The following is a 14889-nucleotide window of genomic DNA, read 5'->3' as shown; positions in this document are numbered from 1 at the left end:
CCTCCGAATGTCGGCCGCGCTCAGGCGGCGGTCGCCTCGAGTACCTCGGCCGGCCGCTTCTCCTGCGCCGACAGCGGTTTCGCCAAGCTGAAGTAGGTGCCGATCACGATCGCGCCCTGCAGGATCGCCAGCCCCCAGAACGCGTAGGGCACGGTGGTCGCGTCCGCCAGCGACGACAGCGCGACCGTCGCGCCGACGCCGAGCCCGAGTCCGAGAGCCTGGGTGCCGCCGAAGATCCGGCCGACCCGCTCCTCCGGACTGGCCCGCATCAGCAGTGTGCGCGCCGCGATCCGGCCCTGCGCGAAACAGAAGCCGGCGAACGGGATCGCCGCCATCAGCGCGATGTAGTGCAGCGGCTGGATCGCGAGGCAGATCAGGTTGCCGAGCGTGCCGAGCACGGCCAGATGGATGCCCTTGAACCGCTTGCTGACCTTGCCGTACGCGGCGGCGCCGACGATGAAGCCGACCCCGGCCAGCGCGTCGACCACACCGATCATCCACGCACCCTGGTCGAAGGTCTGCAGGATCAGCGTCGTCAGGATGACGTTGGCGACCATCAGGCCGATGTTGCCGTTGGCGTAAAGCAGCGCGAGCCGCTTGATCGGCTGGCGCACGGGGGCTTCGACCGGCGCCGACGGGTCGGTGGCCGTGGTCTCCTCGGTCACCGGGGCCTTGGCGGGTTTACGGCCGATCGCGTAGACCAGCACGGCCGACAGGACGAAGCTCAGCGAGTTGAACACGAACAGCGGCGTGGCGCCGAACCAGATCACCAAGAAGCCGGCCAGCGAAGACGCCAGCAACATACCGGAGTTGCTCGCCATCTCGAAGTGGGAGTTGAACTTGCCGAGCCGCTCGTCGCGGATCCGTTCCTTGATCAGGCCGTTGCTGGCGGGCATGAACAACGCCGCGGTGCAGGCGAGCATGAAGTTCGCTATGTAGGAGCCGAGATTCGCCGGGCCACCGATCCACAGCCACACCGGCAGCGCGAACGCGGTCATCGCGCTCACCAGGTCCGCCGCCACGCACAGCATCCGGCGGTCGACCTTGTCGACCAGCTTGCCGAACAGGACCGCGAGCGCGACCTGCGGGATGGACACCGCGATGAACAGCCAGCCGACCGCCAGGGTGGTCTGTTCGGCGTGGAAGACCAGGATCGCGGCGGCGGTGATCTGGAACGCGTTGCCCGCCGTGGTGATGAATCCCGCCGGGACCAGCAGGCGTTCGGCGAGCCGGGAACTCCGGGCCGCGTCGGCGGAGAGGGTGCTGTCGAGTGACATGGGGGGTCAGACCTCGCTCGTCGGAGGGAATTCCAGTGGTGGCACGGTGAAGGCCGTGGTGTGCGTGACGTCGAAGGCGGCCGCGGTGATCCGGGGTTCGAACCCGCCGGCTTCGGTGGCACGCTCGGCGAGGTCGATCAGGATCGGCGAGGCACAGCCGATCAGCGCCCGCAGTTCGAGGAAGAGGTCACCGAGCCGGGCGCGGAGCATCTCCTGGTCGAGGTTGCCCTTCAGCGTGCGTTCCGTCGCCGCGCGCAGGCGTTCGACATGCTGCACCACCAGATCGGCGGCCCGGCTGAGGCTGAAGTCCTCGAGTTCGTAGTTCAAGGAGAACCGGGAGACCATCGCCGCCGCGCGTTCCGTGGCTTCGGTCGACACCGGGAGCGAGCCGTTCTCGCCGCCGACCTCGGCGGTGAGTTTCGCCAGTGTCTCGGCGAGTTCGTTCCAGGGCGTGACCAGCCGCTCCCCCGCGACCTTCTCCAGCGCGACACGGGAGAAGTTGGTCCGCGCGAACTCGGGGGCGGTGAGGTTGAGGTGGAACCGCGCGATGTCGCGGGGCACCTCGGCCGCCAGCTCACGGGCCCAGACCACGTGTCCCTTGCTGGTGGAGAACTTCTCGTTCTCCAGTTCGTAGAACTCGTTGACGAGCAAGGTGTCCGGAAGGACGTAACGGCCTTCGAGAGCTATCAACTCGGCGACGTGGACGACACCCCAGGTGAACAGCGGATCGAACCCCATGAACACCACGACCCGCGCGTCGTTCTCCGCGAGCCAGGCGTCGTCGTCGGCGACCTTCGGCTTCCCGTTGCGCCGCAACGCGTACTCGGTGCAGTACATCGAGGCGGGCATGCCCTCGACCCAGGCGTTGAGTCGTTGCCCCGGGGTCTGGAGGAACGGCGCCGGCAGGCCCCATTTCACCGGATACGTGATCGCGAAGTCGGGCAACGGCCCGGACAGCAGTTCCCGCATCAGCCCGAGCACGTGCGGCCGCCACGCGGGACCGCGTTCCTCGTAGTAGGCGAGGAGTTGCTCGCGGTACTCCGAGACCGGGAAGACCATGATCTCGGTCTCGCGGTAGGTCACCTCGTCGGCCGGGTCGAGCACCGAGTACGGCTCGATGAGCGCGTCGAAGTCGATCGGATGCCCGCAGCCCTCGCAGAACCCGCCGCGGCTGTCGGCGAGGCACGTCGGGCAGCCACCGCCGACGAAACCCTCGACCAGGAACTCGCCCTTGCTCTCGCTGTACGGCAGCCGGACTTTGCGCAACCGGAGCTTTCCCTTGTCGTACAGTCGTTTGACGTAGTCGTAGACGAGTGCCTTGTAGCCTTCGTCGGTCGGCGAGAAGCCGTCGACCTCGACCCCCATCGCCTTGAACGTGCGCTGGATGTTCTCGGTCGACTGCTTCACCAGTTCGGGCGGTGTCAGCCCGACCCTGGCCGCACTGGTGACGAGATAGGTCTGACTGTCGTCGGTGCAGGAGGCGAACACGGCCTCGCGGCCCGCCGCGCGCAGGTACCGCCGATGCACGTCGGCGCCGAGGTACGGGCCGGCGATATGCCCGATGTGCAGATCCCCGTTGGACGTCGGCGGGCCGCCGATGATCACCACCGGTCGCGTGTCGGCCATGCTATGCCCCTGCCTGGTCGGACGCCTGCGCTGCGTGCCGGGCGGCGAACTTCGCCGTCATGTCCGAGTCCCACCAGATCGCGTACATCTCGAAGTCCTCCGCACCGTCGTTGAGGATGCGGTGCTCGGTGCCGGGCCGGTGGAACTCGATGTCGCCGGGTTTGAAGGCTCGGCGCTCTCCCCCGGCCTCGACGACCGCTTCGCCGTTGACGGCGATGAAGATCTCGTACTCGTGGTGGGAATGCGCACCCGTCGCGCCGTGCGCCGGCACCGTCACCCAGGCGCCTTCGAACGGCGCGTTCAGTGCCGCCCACGGCAGGAGCCGCTGGCCGTAGGCGCCGTTCTCGAAGACCATCTTTTCCCGCTCAAGCGGACGGATCTCCATGACTTTCTCTTTCTTCTCGTGGGTCAGCGGGTGGCGACGATGGGGGCGGTTTCCGAAGTCGGCTGCGGTGGCACCGAAGGGTTTTCGCCACGGTGGGCGAGGATGTCCTGCAGAATGTCGTTGGCCCGCGGGGCGAGGACGCTCAGCAGCGAGTCCGCGATGCCGTGCGTGGCCTCGTTGACACCCTGGAGGTACACGGCCGCGGTGGCGGGCTGGTCGATCTCCAGCCGGTAGTCGCGGGTCACCTTGATCTCCGACAGGCCGATCGACTTCGCGATCTCCTGGACCATCCTCGGCATCTCCGGGGAGAAACCGGTGCCGAGCAGCACGAGATCGGTGCGCAGTTCCTGGATCTCGCCGGTGCGCCGGTCGGTCAGCTCCAGCATGATCTCGTCGCCCTCGTCACGGGCGTCGGTGATGTCGTTCATCGTGATCATCTTGAGCCGGGACCGGCCGGAAAGACGGTCCAGGTAGACGGAGCGGTAGAGCGCGTCCATCGTGCCCGGCGCCAGCCCGGAGTAGTTCGTGTGGTGCATCTCCTTGAGCATCTGCTCGCGTGCTTCCGGTCGCGCCTCGAAGAACTTGTCCACATGGGACGGGAAGAACAGCTCGTTGTTGAACTTGCTGCTCTCGTAGTAGTTCAGGCCGATCGAACGCATCACCATCGTCGGCTTGCATTCGGGCAGGTCGGCCTGCACCGAGCTGAACAGTTCCGCCGCGCTCTGCCCGGCCCCGATCACCGCGACGCGGTACGGAAGGTCCTTACGCAGCTTCGCGATTCTCGGCAGGTACTGCGTGCTGTGGATGACGCGACCCTGGTTCACCGTCCGGAACAGGTCGGGGATCCGCGCGTCCCGTCCGGCGCCGACCACCAGGTACCGGCTGCGGATGACCTCGCCGTCGGCGACACGCGTGTCCCAGCCGGTGAGTGTGCCGTCCGTCCACACGGGGGTGATCTCGCGGCATTCCCGGCCGCGTTGCAGGTCCACCAGGGAAAGCGAGTCCGCCGTCCACTTGAGATAGTCGGCGAGCTCGACCCGGTACGGGACGAAACTGCCCATGTTCACGAATTCGTTGAGCCGGTTCGTGGCGTGCAGGTAGTTCAGGAACGAGAAGCGGCTGCGCGGGTTGCGCAAGGTCACCAGGTCCTTCAGGAACGAGACCTGCGACAGCGCCTCCGGCAGGAGCATGCCCCGCTGCCAGGAGACCTCTTCGTCCCGTTCGAGCAGGACCGATTCGCGGGCCAGTCCGGGCGCGAGCTCTTCCAGTGCCACTGCGAGCGCCAGGTTGGACGGTCCTGCTCCGACTGCGAGCAGCTCGACATCACGGTTCGCCATTTGTTTGCTCCGCCATCGTTGTGAGTGCTGGGAAGGTGTGCTGCGGTGCCGGTGCGCGGTCAGGCGCCGGCGGCCACCGAGGGCAACAGGGGATGCGCGGTCAGCCGGACCTGGGCCATGGCCTTGTCCAGCACCGCTTCGCAGTCTTCGGGGTCGGCGCCCGCGCAGATCACGTACGCGTGCCGCGAGATGAACTCCGCCGGCGGCAGCCGCATGCGCGCACCTGGCTCGACGAGCACGTCGGCGGCGAGGATTCCGTTGTTCCGCAAGGTATCCGGTACGGACACGGACTCGACGACACAGTCCTGTTTCGGGTAGCCGAACCGCACGCCGACCCACCGGGGCTCGGCCTCGTGCGGGATATGGGGACGCATGCCGAGCGCGACGTCGACCGCGGCCGCGCCCGGGTCGACCCCGGTCGCGAACTTGGCGAGCAACGGGATCAGGTCTCCGCCGAGCCTGCCGTTGATCTCCACGATCACCGGTCCGCGTCCGGTGAGCTTGAGTTCGGTATGCGTGATGCCGTACCGGAAGTCGATCGCGCTGTGCGCGCGGGCCAGCGTCGAGCGCAGTGCCGGGTCGGCGAGCAGTGCGTCCGCGGAGCTGACCAGGTGGCCGAGTTCCTCGAAGTACGGGTGCATGCCGACCGTCTTGTGTGCCACGAACATCGGCGTGTACTCGCCGTCCACGACGGCGCCGTCCACGCTGATCTCCGGGCCGCTCAGGTACTCCTCGACCAGCGCCCCGCCCTTGTAGGCGGGAGAGCCGCCGAAGCTGGCGTCCTCCGCGGTCCGGAACGCCTTCCGCACCGCGGAGGCGTCTTCCGCGAGGCTGACGCCGATGCTGGCCCCGCCCCCGCGTGGCTTGACGACGACCGGGTACCCGATCCGTTCGGCCACGCGGACGGCTTGGTCGTCGTCGTGCACGAACCCGAAATCGGGCTGCGCGACGCCGGCCGCGGTGAGCGTCCGGCGGCTGAACCACTTGTCACGGCAGCCTTCGATCGCGGAGATCCCGGCACCCGGCACCCCGAGTTCGTCCGCGACATGCGCCGCCGCGACGATCAGCGCCTCGTCCCAGGACACCACGCCGAGCACCGGCGTCGCGGCGTGGAGCGCACGGGCCGCGGCCAGCACGGCGTCCTGGTCCTGCGTGTCCAGCACCGTGGCGCCGGTGATGTAGCGCTCCTGCCACGTCGGCTCGGTCCCGGTGAACAGCCACAAGGGATGCCGATGCCCGGCCGACGCCAACAGGTACTCCCGGTACGGCCGCATCCCGCAGCCGATCACCAGGACAACACCCTCCGCTGAGCTCATTCCCTCTCCCCACCAGCCCGTCGCTCCGTCGCGGGCTACTACATCTCGGGGGCGGGTTGACCGGAACCCTTGATTCGGGAAGAACAATCAACGAGGGCGTGGCTTTAGACGGCCGCTTCGTACGCGGCGGCGAGGCGCTGCAGCACGCCGGGGCCGTCCTTCTCCGGCGCCGGCTCGCCAAGGTGGACGACCCGAAGTTCGGCCATGAACTCCGACCACAGTTCCGGCCCGCCCGCGGCGAGCAGTTCGGCCCGCACCCGCAGGCGCTCCGTCGTCGGACGATGCTCGATACCCCAGGCCCCGAGGTGCGCGAACACGGGCACCAGCTGGATCGACGCCTCGGTCAGGCTGTACGCGGCCCGTTTGCCGGGCCCGGCGTCTTCGCGGGTCAGCAGACCGGCCTTGACCAGCCGCTTCAACCGGTCCGCGAGGATGTTGGACGCGATCCCCTCTTCGGATCCGGCGAGCAGCTCCCGGAAGTAACGCCGGGTGCCGAACATGATGTCCCTCAGCACGAGAAGGCTCCAGCTGTCGCCGAACGCCTCGACCGCGGCGTTGATCGGGCAGCCGGAACGGGCGGGTTCCGCCATCCCCTACCTCCACAAGAAGTGGTTGCACTCTACCATCGCTCACTTTATCGTGAACCGGCCGATTGCAGAACGCAAGCACTAGGGGCCGGCATGCTCGAACCACAGACCGCGGACGGGAAAGTGCTGTGGCACTTCACGATGTCCCTCGACGGCTTCGTCGCGGGCCCTGGCCACGGCATGGACTGGATGACCGGCGTCACTTCCCGGCCGGACCTGATCGACGAATACGCCACGACCACCGGCGCCGTGCTCGGCGGCCGTGATGGCTGGGACGCCTACCCCGACCCGAGCGGTATCTACGGCGGCGCCTGGAAAGGGCCGCTGTTCGTCTTGACCCACCACCCCGAAGACGCCACGCCCACGGACGGGGTGACGTTCCTGAACTGCGGCGCGGACGAAGCCGTCCGGATCGGGCTGGAGGCGGCGAACGGGAAGAACACTCGAGGTGTTCTCGCCGGACATCGGCCGCCAGTTGCTCGCGCTCGGGTTGATCGACGAGATCGACCTGCACATCGCGCCGGTCCTGCTCGGCGACGGCATCCGGCTGTACGACAACCCCGGTGGGGCACCGATCCACCTCCGCGGACTCGGCCGGGAAGACCCGCGAGGCGTGCTCGACGTCCGGTTCCGGCCTGCCTGATCGCGCGCCCCGGTCGTGGGTGATTCCGGTCGGCAGAACGACCGGGTCTCAGGTACGTACTGCCGGTGCGCGGATGGCGGTTTCGCGTGGCTGGCCGGACGACACGCGTGATGGGATGGACGACTCGCGGCGGCACCCTGGCCACGCGCGTGGCGTCCACCGGGTCACGCGTGTCGTCCGGTCAAGCACACGAAACCGCCGGCATCGGCGCCGACCTCGTGACCACCGACGCGAGCAGGGCTGGAAGTCCCTAGGGCAGAATGATGTTCACCATCCACGAGATGCCGAACCTGTCGACGCAGGCACCGAATTCGTCGCCCCACATCTGCTTTTCGAGAGGAACCGAAACGGTGCCGTCGGCGGAGAGCTTCTCCCAGTATCCGCGCAATTCCTCGCCGTCGTCGCCACTGAGGCTGATCGACACGTTGGTGCCCGGATTGTGCTCCATTCCCGGCGGCGTGTCCGACGCCATGATCGTGTAGCCGCTCGGGGAATCGAGCCGGCTGTGCATGATCTGATCCTCCGCCGGCGTTCCGGCCATACCGGACTCACCGAACGTATTCAGCGTCAGTTCTCCGCCGAACACCGACTTGTAGAACTCCATGGCCTGCCGGGCGTCGCCGGCGAAGCTGAGGTAGGGATTGAGACGGGAAGCCACTGGAACGCTCCTTCTGGTCGGGTCACGAGCATCCTGGCAGACCCCTCCCGGTGCGACAACAGCTGGACTACGGCCGGATGAATTCCTTCGCACAACGAAAATTCAACCCCGTTCACCGAATGCGGTGAGCAATTTCCCGAGTGCCACTTTAGGGTCCACGTATGCCCGCATTCCGGATCCGCCCCGGTTCGGCGACGGCGCGACGATCCTCAATCCGAAGGGGAACGACCGCGCCTGCCGGTGTCTCGCCTACCGCGCGAAATCCGCGGACTACAGCCGGTTGCGCGGAGACGAACGCGCCGAGCACGTCCGAGGCCTGTGCGCGGCGGATCCCGCGCCCGGTGTGCTCGCCTACGACGGCACCACCCCGGTCGGCTGGTGTGGCGTCGGGCCGCGCGCGCACCTGCACCGCATGACGCGTTCCCGCACGATGCCGCCGATCGACGACGTTCCGGCGTGGACGGTCGTCTGTTTCGTCGCCCGGTCCGGCCATCGCCGCAAGGGCGTGGCGCACGCGCTGCTGGACGGCGCGGTCTCCTACGCCCGGGCGCACGGCGCACCCGTCATCGAGGGCTATCCCGTCGATCCCGGCGAGGGCGGATCAACTCGTCCGCGGCACACGTCGGGACCATCGGGCTGTTCGCCGCCGCGGGGTTCGAACTCGTCGCGCCCGACACCGTCCGGACGTGTCGCGAAAGCCATTTTCGCAACCCCTCCCAGGGCGCGTCCCGACCGCCGCGCCCCGAACCAGCCCGAAGGGCCCTTCGCCGCATCAGATGCGGCGAAGGGCGTCTTCAGCCCACCCAGCAGCATCGAAAACCGAGAGCTAACGATTGCCTTTCGATAGATAACGCGTGAAACTCGATGCATGATCACAGGGCAACGGGCGGTCGCGCCCCTCCGAGTGTTCCTCGTGCTGCTGTTCGGGGTCCTCGTCCTCTTCCAGACCATGTCCCTGCCGGGGCAGTTCGCGCACATGGCACGGCAGGACCCCGAAATGGCGTACCTGCGCTGGCCCGCGACGGCGGTCTCCGTCTTCTGGGTGCTGTGCGTCCAGGTCGTGGTCGTCGCCACCTGGCACCTGCTCACGCTGGTCAAGAAGGACCGGATCTTCACCGAAGCTTCCCTGAGATGGGTGGACGCCATCGTCTGGGCCATCCTCGCCGGTTGGGTGGTGCTGGCGGGCGTGTTCCTCTACGTCGGCTTCAACGCCGAAGACCCGGGCCTGCCGCTGCTGTTGTTCCTCGCGTTGATCGGCGTCGCCGTGCTGGGCCTGCTCATCGTCGTGATGCGCACGCTGCTGCGGCAAGCCACCACCCTGCGGTCCGACCTGGAACAGGTGATCTGATGCCGATCGTCGTCCGTATCGACGTCGAGCTGGCCAAGCGCAAGATGAGTGTCGGCGAATTCGCCGAACTCGTCGGGCTCACCCCGGCGAACGTGGCGGTGCTGAAGAACGGCCGCGCCAAGGCCGTCCGGTTCAGCACCCTCGAAGCGATGTGCCGGGTGCTCGAATGCCAGCCCGGCGACCTGCTCGAATGGGTCGAAGAGGAGCACTAGACCGTCGAGAACTTCAGGTGGAAGTTGTCGAGCGTCGCGGGCAGCGGCCGCTCCGGCCCGAGGACGGCACCGGAGACCAGTTCGAAGCGCCGGTCCTTGATCAAATGCGCCAGCATCGTGCTCGCGCAGAACAGCACGAGATCCCGGCCGGGGCAGATGGCCGGTCCGGCGCTGAACGGGACGAGCGCCGGATTGGCCGCCGCACTGCCGTCCAGCCAGATCCCGGGTTCGAACCGGTCGGCGTAGGGCAGGGATTCGGGGTCGCGGTGGAAGAACGGGGTGAAGATCAGAACCGTGGTCCCCGCGGGGCCCCAGGCGGTCTCGGCCGTGCTCTCGCGCAGCAGCGCGGGCGTGGTCGGCCACAGCCGGACCGATTCGAGGGCGCAGGCACGCAGGTACGCGAAGTGGCCGGGCGCGGTCAGGTCGGCGGCCGCGACCTCTTCGTCGGCACGTTCCCGTGCGCAGGGGTGGGTGGCCAGCAACGCGAGCGCGCGGAAGGTGACGATCCCGGCGGCGTCGAACGCGAAGAGCCAATGGGCGACCTGGTCGGCGACGACGTCCATCGTCCGCTCGCCCGACGGACCCGCCGACGCGATGGCTTCGGCGAGGCTGCCCGGTTCCGCCCGTTCCAGATGGCCGATGAGCCGGGTGCGGAACTGATCGTGGAGCCGGTCTCGCCGAGGGTGCGCGTACGCCCAGTTCGCGTCCTTTCGCAGGCGGGCGAGCGCGTCGGTGAGGCCGTCGTCGCCCGCCGCGGACTCGCCGAGCGTGACCCGGCGGACCATCCGCCACCAGGCCACGTTGAAGGTGTCCCAGTCCAGCGTGCCGCCGTCCCAGAGTGACGCCGCCTCCTCGGCGATCGCCGCGGCGAAGGGCGCGGCGAGGTCGTGCAGCGGCTTCCCCGGTTCGAGGACGTCCTCGTTGAACCGGCGGCGCGGCGCGCGCTCCGTCGCGTCCGAGATCAGCACGCCGTGCGGCTGGAAATGTCCCAGCGCCGCCCGCTTCTCCTCGGTCGACGGGCTGAACGGGACCGGCGCGGCGGCGAGCACCTCGCCGACGTCCTCCCCCGACAGCGCCAGGTCGATCGTGCGACCGGGCACCCGCAGCCGCAGCGGGCCAGGACCGTAGTGGGACCGGAGCCGCCCCAGCAGCCGCACGGCAGCGCGGTCGAACTGGAGTTTCTGCGCCGCGGCCATCCCCAGCGGCCGCCGTTTGATCACCCCGCCGGCGAGCGTGGGCAGGACGACCCGCAGCGCGACGCGCACGGTGTCCTGGACGGAAGCGGTGGCCGGTTCGGTCGAAGTCGCCATACCCGGGGCTACCCGCCGCGGCGTGCGCATAACCGGTTTGTCCCACGTCCGGGCGGGGAATCCGGCCGCCATGGCGACCAAGGCACCCGGCGCGGATCCACCCGAGACCGCGGATCTGGACAGGCTCCGTTCGGCGGCGTCCGGCTGCCGCGGCTGCGATCTCTACCGCGACGCCACCCAGACCGTCTTCGGTGAAGGCTCCCGCACGGCGGAGATCATGGTCGTCGGCGAACAACCCGGTGATCAGGAGGATCGGCAGGGTGCCCCGTTCGTCGGGCCCGCCGGAAGGCTGCTCGACCGAGCCCTCGACGAAGCGGGTTTCGACCGCCGGAAGATCTACGTCACCAACGCGGTCAAACATTTCAAGTTCAAGCGGGACGAACGCGGCAAACGGCGGATCCACAAGACACCGTCCAAGACCGAGATCGTCGCCTGCCGTCCGTGGCTGCACGCCGAACTGGCGGCGGTACGTCCGGAACTGCTGATCTTCCTCGGCGCGACTGCGGCGAAGGCGCTCCTCGGCGATGACTTCCGCATCACCCGGAGCCGCGGCGAGCGGATCGACCTCGCCGAGTTCGCCACCACCGCGGTCGCCACGGTGCACCCGTCCGCGGTGCTGCGCGCGCCGGATCGCGACGAGGCCTACCGGGCCTTCGTCGCGGATCTCGTGGCGGCGCGCGGCGACCGCTGAATCACGCCACTTCGGAGCTGCGGCCGCCGTCGTGCAGGCCGAGCATGTCCAGCAGGGTCGCGCAGTCTTCGGCGCTCGTCGCCCGCGAAGCCACGGCGAGCGCCGCCTTACGACGGATCGCCTCCTGCTCCGGCGTCTCCTGGCCTTCCGGCAGCAGGTCCGGTACGGGATGAAGTCCGAGTTCGTTGTTCATCTGTTCCCCCTTGGCTGAAGGATGTGTCGGTCTGGTACCCGCGGTCCGCGGGTTTGAACACGGGTGACCCCGTTCGGGGGTGAATCAGCTCCGCAACGCCGGGAGCAGCGTGTCCTCAGCGAAGCGGAGGAAGCCTTCCTGCTGGTCACCGCCGATCTGGATCAGGGCGAGGTCGGTGAACCCTGCCGCCTCGAACTCGCCGGCCTGCTTCACGATCCGGTCGACGTCGGGCCCGCACGGGATCGCCTCGGCGACGTCCTCCGGTTTGACGTACTGGGTGGCCCCGGCGAACCCCGCGGGCCCCGGCAGTTCGGCGTTGACTTTCCAGCCACCACCGAACCAGCGGAACTGCTCATGCGCCCGCCGGATCGCGGCGTCGCGATCCTCGCCCCAGGACACCGGCAGCTGGGCGATCTTCCTGCTTGGCGTGCCGAGTTCGGTCGCGTCCCACTCGCGGCACAGCGACCCGTCGGGCTCCACCGCGATCATCGCGTCGGCGATCGGCGCGAACCGGGTCACCGACTGCGGCCCGGACACCGCGACCCCGATCGGGACACGCTGCTCCGGCAGGTCCCACAGTTTCGCGGAGTCCACCCGGAAGTGGTCACCCTTGTAGTTGAAGTAGCCGCCGTCGAACAGCCCGCCGATGATCTGGACCGCTTCGGCGAGCATTTCGTGCCGGACGTTCGCCGGTGGCCAGCCGCGTCCGACGACGTGTTCGTTGAGGTTCTCACCCGCGCCGAGGCCCAGGGTGAACCTGCCGTCCGACAACGCCTGGACGGTCGCCGCCTTCTGCGCCACCACCGCCGGGTGATAGCGCATGGTCGGACACGTCACGAAGGTCATCAGTTCGACCCGTTCGGTGCTCTGGGTGACCGCTCCCAGCACGCTCCACGCGTACGGCGAATGCCCCTGCTCGTCCAGCCAGGGCGAAAAGTGGTCGCTCATGACCTCGAAGTCGAACCCCGCCTTCTCCGCTCCGGCGGCGTATCCCACCAGGTCCTTCGGTCCGGCCTGTTCGGTCATAAGGGTGTAGCCGATGCGCATAGAAGCCTCCTTCGCGTCCGCTCCCCGCGTACCCGCCCGTCCCCCGGATCAACCGGACGTTTATCCGGCGAATCGAACGGGGTACCTGACCCGGGGAAGGAAGGAGCCGCGATGCCGCAGCAGGCTTGGAGCGACAAACGAGAACGTCAGTACGAACACATCAAGGACTCGGCGAAGGATCGGGGCGCGAGCACCGACCGGGCCGAGGAGATCGCCGCCCGCACCGTCAACAAGAACCGTGCGCAGGCAGGCGAGTCACGCGAGGCCAGCCGCACGTCCCTCCAGGACATGTCACCTCAGCGGCGGGGTGGCAAGCGCTCCGGGAACCGGTTGGGGCCGAACGGCCCGACCAAGGACCAGCTCTACAACGAAGCGAAACAGCGCAACGTCGAGGGCAGGTCGAAGATGTCCAAAAAGGAGCTTCAGCGAGCCCTGGGCCGTTGATCACGCGTCACGCGGCGGAGCACCGCCGCGGTCACCCCACGGCCACGGACGGATGGGTTTCGTAATGGATGCACACGGACGGGGCGGCCTCACCCCCCAGACCCGATCCGGATCGGACGGTCTGTCCGACCGGGTCGAACTCCGCCTTCCCGCCGAGGCGGAGCAGATCCCTCTCGTCCGCACGCTCACCCATGGTGTGGTGGCCCGTGCGGACTTCGGCTTGGACGCCATTTCAGACGCGAAGATGGCCGTCGACGAAGCCTGTTCCCAACTTGTCCAGCCCGCTGAACTGGGAGCCGTTCTTTGTTGTGTCTTTCACGAGATACCGGAAGGAATCGCCGTCTCGATCTCGACCCGGACGAACAGGCCCTACCTGCCGAGCGAGACGACTTTCGGCTGGCACGTCTTGACGACGTTGACCCACTCGGTGCGGGCGCGGTGCGAACCGATTCCCGGCGAAACAGGGGGCACGACGACGATCGACCTCGTCCTGGCCCCGGGAACGAGCGACGGGTGAGTGGCGAGCGCAAGACACTCACCCGGCAGGCGGACGACTACGCCCATTGCGAACCGCTCTTCGAGGAGATGACCTCCCTGCCGGAGGATTCCCGGCGCCGCCGGGAGCTGCGTGCCCACCTCGTCACCGAACTGCTGCCGCTCGCCGAGCACATCGCCACCAGGTTCTCCGGCCGCGGCGAGCCTCGCGAAGACCTGGTCCAGGTGGCGCGGATCGGCCTGATCAACGCGGTCGACCGGTTCGACCCCGGCCGTGGGCACGACTTCCTCTCGTTCGCCGTGCCCACGATCATGGGCGAGGTCCGGCGGCATTTCCGGGACACCGGCTGGTCGGTCCGGGTGCCGAGGCGGCTCAAGGAGCTCCACGTCTCGCTCAGCCAGGGCACGGCCGCGTTGTCCCAGCGTCTCGGCCGCGCGCCGACTCCCACCGAACTCGCCGAATACCTCGGGCTCGAGGTCAACGACGTGCGGGAAGGACTGCTCGCCGGCCAGGCGTACCAGACGTTGTCGGTCGACAAACCGGTCCACGACAACGCCACCGAGGCCCTCTCGCTCGCCGACACGATCGGCGAGGAAGACCACGAGATGGCGCTGGTGGAAAACCACGAGGCGCTGCAACCGCTGCTGCGGGAGCTCCCCAAGCGGGAACGCGCGATCCTCGTGATGCGCTTCTTCGGGGGCTATACCCAGACGCAGATCGCGGAACGGATCGGCATCTCACAGATGCACGTTTCACGGCTCCTGTCGCAGACGCTGGACCAGCTGCGCGGGAAGCTCTCCGAGTAACACCGGCCTCTCCAGGCGGAACACGCGTGATCGAAGGCGGAACTCTCTCATCCGTCCCGAAGCACGCGTGATCCGCCTGGACGCACACGTGATCCGCCTCCAGACACAGGACCGGAAAGTACGTGAAGGCCCCTTCGCTGCGTCCAGCGCCAGGTCCCGGCGGCCGGTGTCGCACTTGGTGATTCGAACCGGACTCCGAACGGGACAGATGACAGAGGACCTGAACGAACGATGTCCACAAAGGACGCCAGAAGACAGGTGAATGTCCGTTTTGATGCTTATCTGTAAGGTTTTGGCCGAGGTCGTGAGTGATAAAGAGGGTTAGGACCCAATGCCACATAGCTTAAGTTGATCTTGAATGAGGGTCTTGATCGTAAGCGGCGAGGGTTGCCGCAGGTCACGCGCTCGGTTGCCCTGGCCGGCGATTTCACGAGGGGGTCGTGGGGGGGGGGTTTGGGTGGGGGGGGAAAAAACACACCCCCCCCACCCCCCCCCCCACCCCCCCGCAAAAAC

At 68.0% G+C, this 14889-nt stretch carries 18 protein-coding genes; 8 read left to right on the top strand and 10 right to left on the bottom strand.

The window, feature by feature from the left end; all coding sequences use genetic code 11:
* Nucleotides 1–20 precede the first annotated feature (20 nt).
* The 6 genes from AC069H_RS13500 to AC069H_RS13475 form a co-directional block, all read right to left on the bottom strand.
* Complete coding sequence (locus AC069H_RS13500; RefSeq protein WP_478232430.1) at nt 21–1277, bottom strand: MFS transporter; 1257 nt, start codon at nt 1275–1277, stop codon at nt 21–23.
* 6 nt (nt 1278–1283) lie between these two features.
* Complete coding sequence (locus AC069H_RS13495; protein WP_478232429.1) at nt 1284–2903, bottom strand: class I tRNA ligase family protein; 1620 nt, start codon at nt 2901–2903, stop codon at nt 1284–1286.
* A gap of 1 nt (nt 2904) precedes the next feature.
* Nucleotides 2905–3288 (bottom strand): cupin domain-containing protein, encoded by a 384-nt coding sequence (locus AC069H_RS13490; RefSeq protein WP_478232428.1) that lies wholly within the window; start codon nt 3286–3288, stop codon nt 2905–2907.
* Nucleotides 3289–3311: 23 nt separating this feature from the next.
* A complete protein-coding gene (locus AC069H_RS13485; RefSeq protein WP_478232427.1) occupies nt 3312–4625 on the bottom strand; it encodes a lysine N(6)-hydroxylase/L-ornithine N(5)-oxygenase family protein in 1314 nt (437 codons plus the stop codon).
* Between the two features lie 59 nt (nt 4626–4684).
* Complete coding sequence (locus tag AC069H_RS13480; RefSeq protein WP_478232426.1) at nt 4685–5941, bottom strand: ATP-grasp domain-containing protein; 1257 nt, start codon at nt 5939–5941, stop codon at nt 4685–4687.
* 104 nt (nt 5942–6045) lie between these two features.
* The gene (locus AC069H_RS13475; RefSeq protein ID WP_478230097.1) at nt 6046–6531 is read right to left on the bottom strand and encodes a winged helix-turn-helix transcriptional regulator; all 486 of its coding nucleotides are present in this window, start codon (nt 6529–6531) and stop codon (nt 6046–6048) included.
* A 445-nt stretch (nt 6532–6976) separates the two neighbouring features.
* Here AC069H_RS13475 and AC069H_RS13470 point away from each other — a divergent pair, with 445 nt between their 5' ends.
* On the top strand, nt 6977–7171 hold the full coding sequence (locus AC069H_RS13470; protein ID WP_478232425.1) for a dihydrofolate reductase family protein: 195 nt from the start codon (nt 6977–6979) through the stop codon (nt 7169–7171).
* A 250-nt stretch (nt 7172–7421) separates the two neighbouring features.
* Here the strand turns inward: AC069H_RS13470 and AC069H_RS13465 are convergent, their stop codons facing one another.
* Nucleotides 7422–7829 (bottom strand): VOC family protein, encoded by a 408-nt coding sequence (locus AC069H_RS13465; RefSeq protein ID WP_478232424.1) that lies wholly within the window; start codon nt 7827–7829, stop codon nt 7422–7424.
* Between the two features lie 124 nt (nt 7830–7953).
* On the opposite strand from AC069H_RS13465, the gene AC069H_RS13460 reads away from it, so the two are divergent.
* Genes AC069H_RS13460 through AC069H_RS13450 form a run of 3 tightly spaced genes read left to right on the top strand, consistent with a single transcriptional unit; the run spans nt 7954 to nt 9389 of the window.
* The gene (locus AC069H_RS13460) at nt 7954–8676 is read left to right on the top strand and encodes a GNAT family N-acetyltransferase (protein ID WP_478232423.1); all 723 of its coding nucleotides are present in this window, start codon (nt 7954–7956) and stop codon (nt 8674–8676) included.
* Nucleotides 8677–8697: 21 nt separating this feature from the next.
* Nucleotides 8698–9177 carry a DUF2975 domain-containing protein gene (locus AC069H_RS13455; RefSeq protein ID WP_478230093.1) on the top strand — a complete coding sequence of 160 codons (480 nt, stop codon included), beginning with the start codon at nt 8698–8700 and terminating at the stop codon, nt 9175–9177.
* On the top strand, nt 9177–9389 hold the full coding sequence (locus AC069H_RS13450; protein WP_478230092.1) for a helix-turn-helix domain-containing protein: 213 nt from the start codon (nt 9177–9179) through the stop codon (nt 9387–9389). The genes AC069H_RS13455 and AC069H_RS13450 overlap by 1 nt, the downstream gene beginning before the upstream one ends.
* On the opposite strand, the gene AC069H_RS13445 is transcribed toward AC069H_RS13450, so the two are convergent.
* Nucleotides 9386–10699, bottom strand: a complete 1314-nt coding sequence (locus AC069H_RS13445) for a cytochrome P450 (RefSeq protein ID WP_478232422.1) — start codon at nt 10697–10699, stop codon at nt 9386–9388. The two genes, AC069H_RS13450 and AC069H_RS13445, sit on opposite strands and share 4 nt — an antisense overlap.
* Before the next feature lie 70 nt (nt 10700–10769).
* Here AC069H_RS13445 and AC069H_RS13440 point away from each other — a divergent pair, with 70 nt between their 5' ends.
* Nucleotides 10770–11390, top strand: coding sequence for a UdgX family uracil-DNA binding protein (locus tag AC069H_RS13440; protein WP_478230114.1), 621 nt, complete (start codon nt 10770–10772; stop codon nt 11388–11390).
* 1 nt (nt 11391) lies between these two features.
* Here the strand turns inward: AC069H_RS13440 and AC069H_RS13435 are convergent, their stop codons facing one another.
* Both AC069H_RS13435 and AC069H_RS13430 read right to left on the bottom strand, forming a co-directional pair.
* Nucleotides 11392–11583: a hypothetical protein gene (locus AC069H_RS13435; protein WP_478230090.1), complete on the bottom strand. Its 192-nt coding sequence runs from the start codon at nt 11581–11583 to the stop codon at nt 11392–11394.
* 84 nt (nt 11584–11667) lie between these two features.
* The gene (locus tag AC069H_RS13430) at nt 11668–12630 is read right to left on the bottom strand and encodes a TIGR03557 family F420-dependent LLM class oxidoreductase (protein ID WP_478232421.1); all 963 of its coding nucleotides are present in this window, start codon (nt 12628–12630) and stop codon (nt 11668–11670) included.
* A gap of 111 nt (nt 12631–12741) precedes the next feature.
* Between AC069H_RS13430 and AC069H_RS13425 the strand changes: the two genes are divergently transcribed.
* From AC069H_RS13425 to AC069H_RS13415, 3 genes are all read left to right on the top strand, one after another.
* Entirely contained in the window at nt 12742–13074 is a 333-nt protein-coding gene (locus AC069H_RS13425) for a plasmid stabilization protein (RefSeq protein ID WP_125674595.1), read from the top strand.
* Between the two features lie 64 nt (nt 13075–13138).
* Nucleotides 13139–13591 carry an ATP-binding protein gene (locus tag AC069H_RS13420; RefSeq protein ID WP_478230087.1) on the top strand — a complete coding sequence of 151 codons (453 nt, stop codon included), beginning with the start codon at nt 13139–13141 and terminating at the stop codon, nt 13589–13591.
* Nucleotides 13588–14376, top strand: coding sequence for a SigB/SigF/SigG family RNA polymerase sigma factor (locus AC069H_RS13415; RefSeq protein WP_478230086.1), 789 nt, complete (start codon nt 13588–13590; stop codon nt 14374–14376). Before AC069H_RS13420 ends, AC069H_RS13415 begins: the two co-directional genes overlap by 4 nt.
* The last annotated feature ends 513 nt before the right edge of the window (nt 14377–14889 follow it).

It is taken from the genome of Amycolatopsis sp. NPDC043887 (assembly GCF_056435665.1).
Note: the sequence above shows the minus strand (reverse complement) of the source record. Positions and strands in the feature narration are given on the sequence as shown.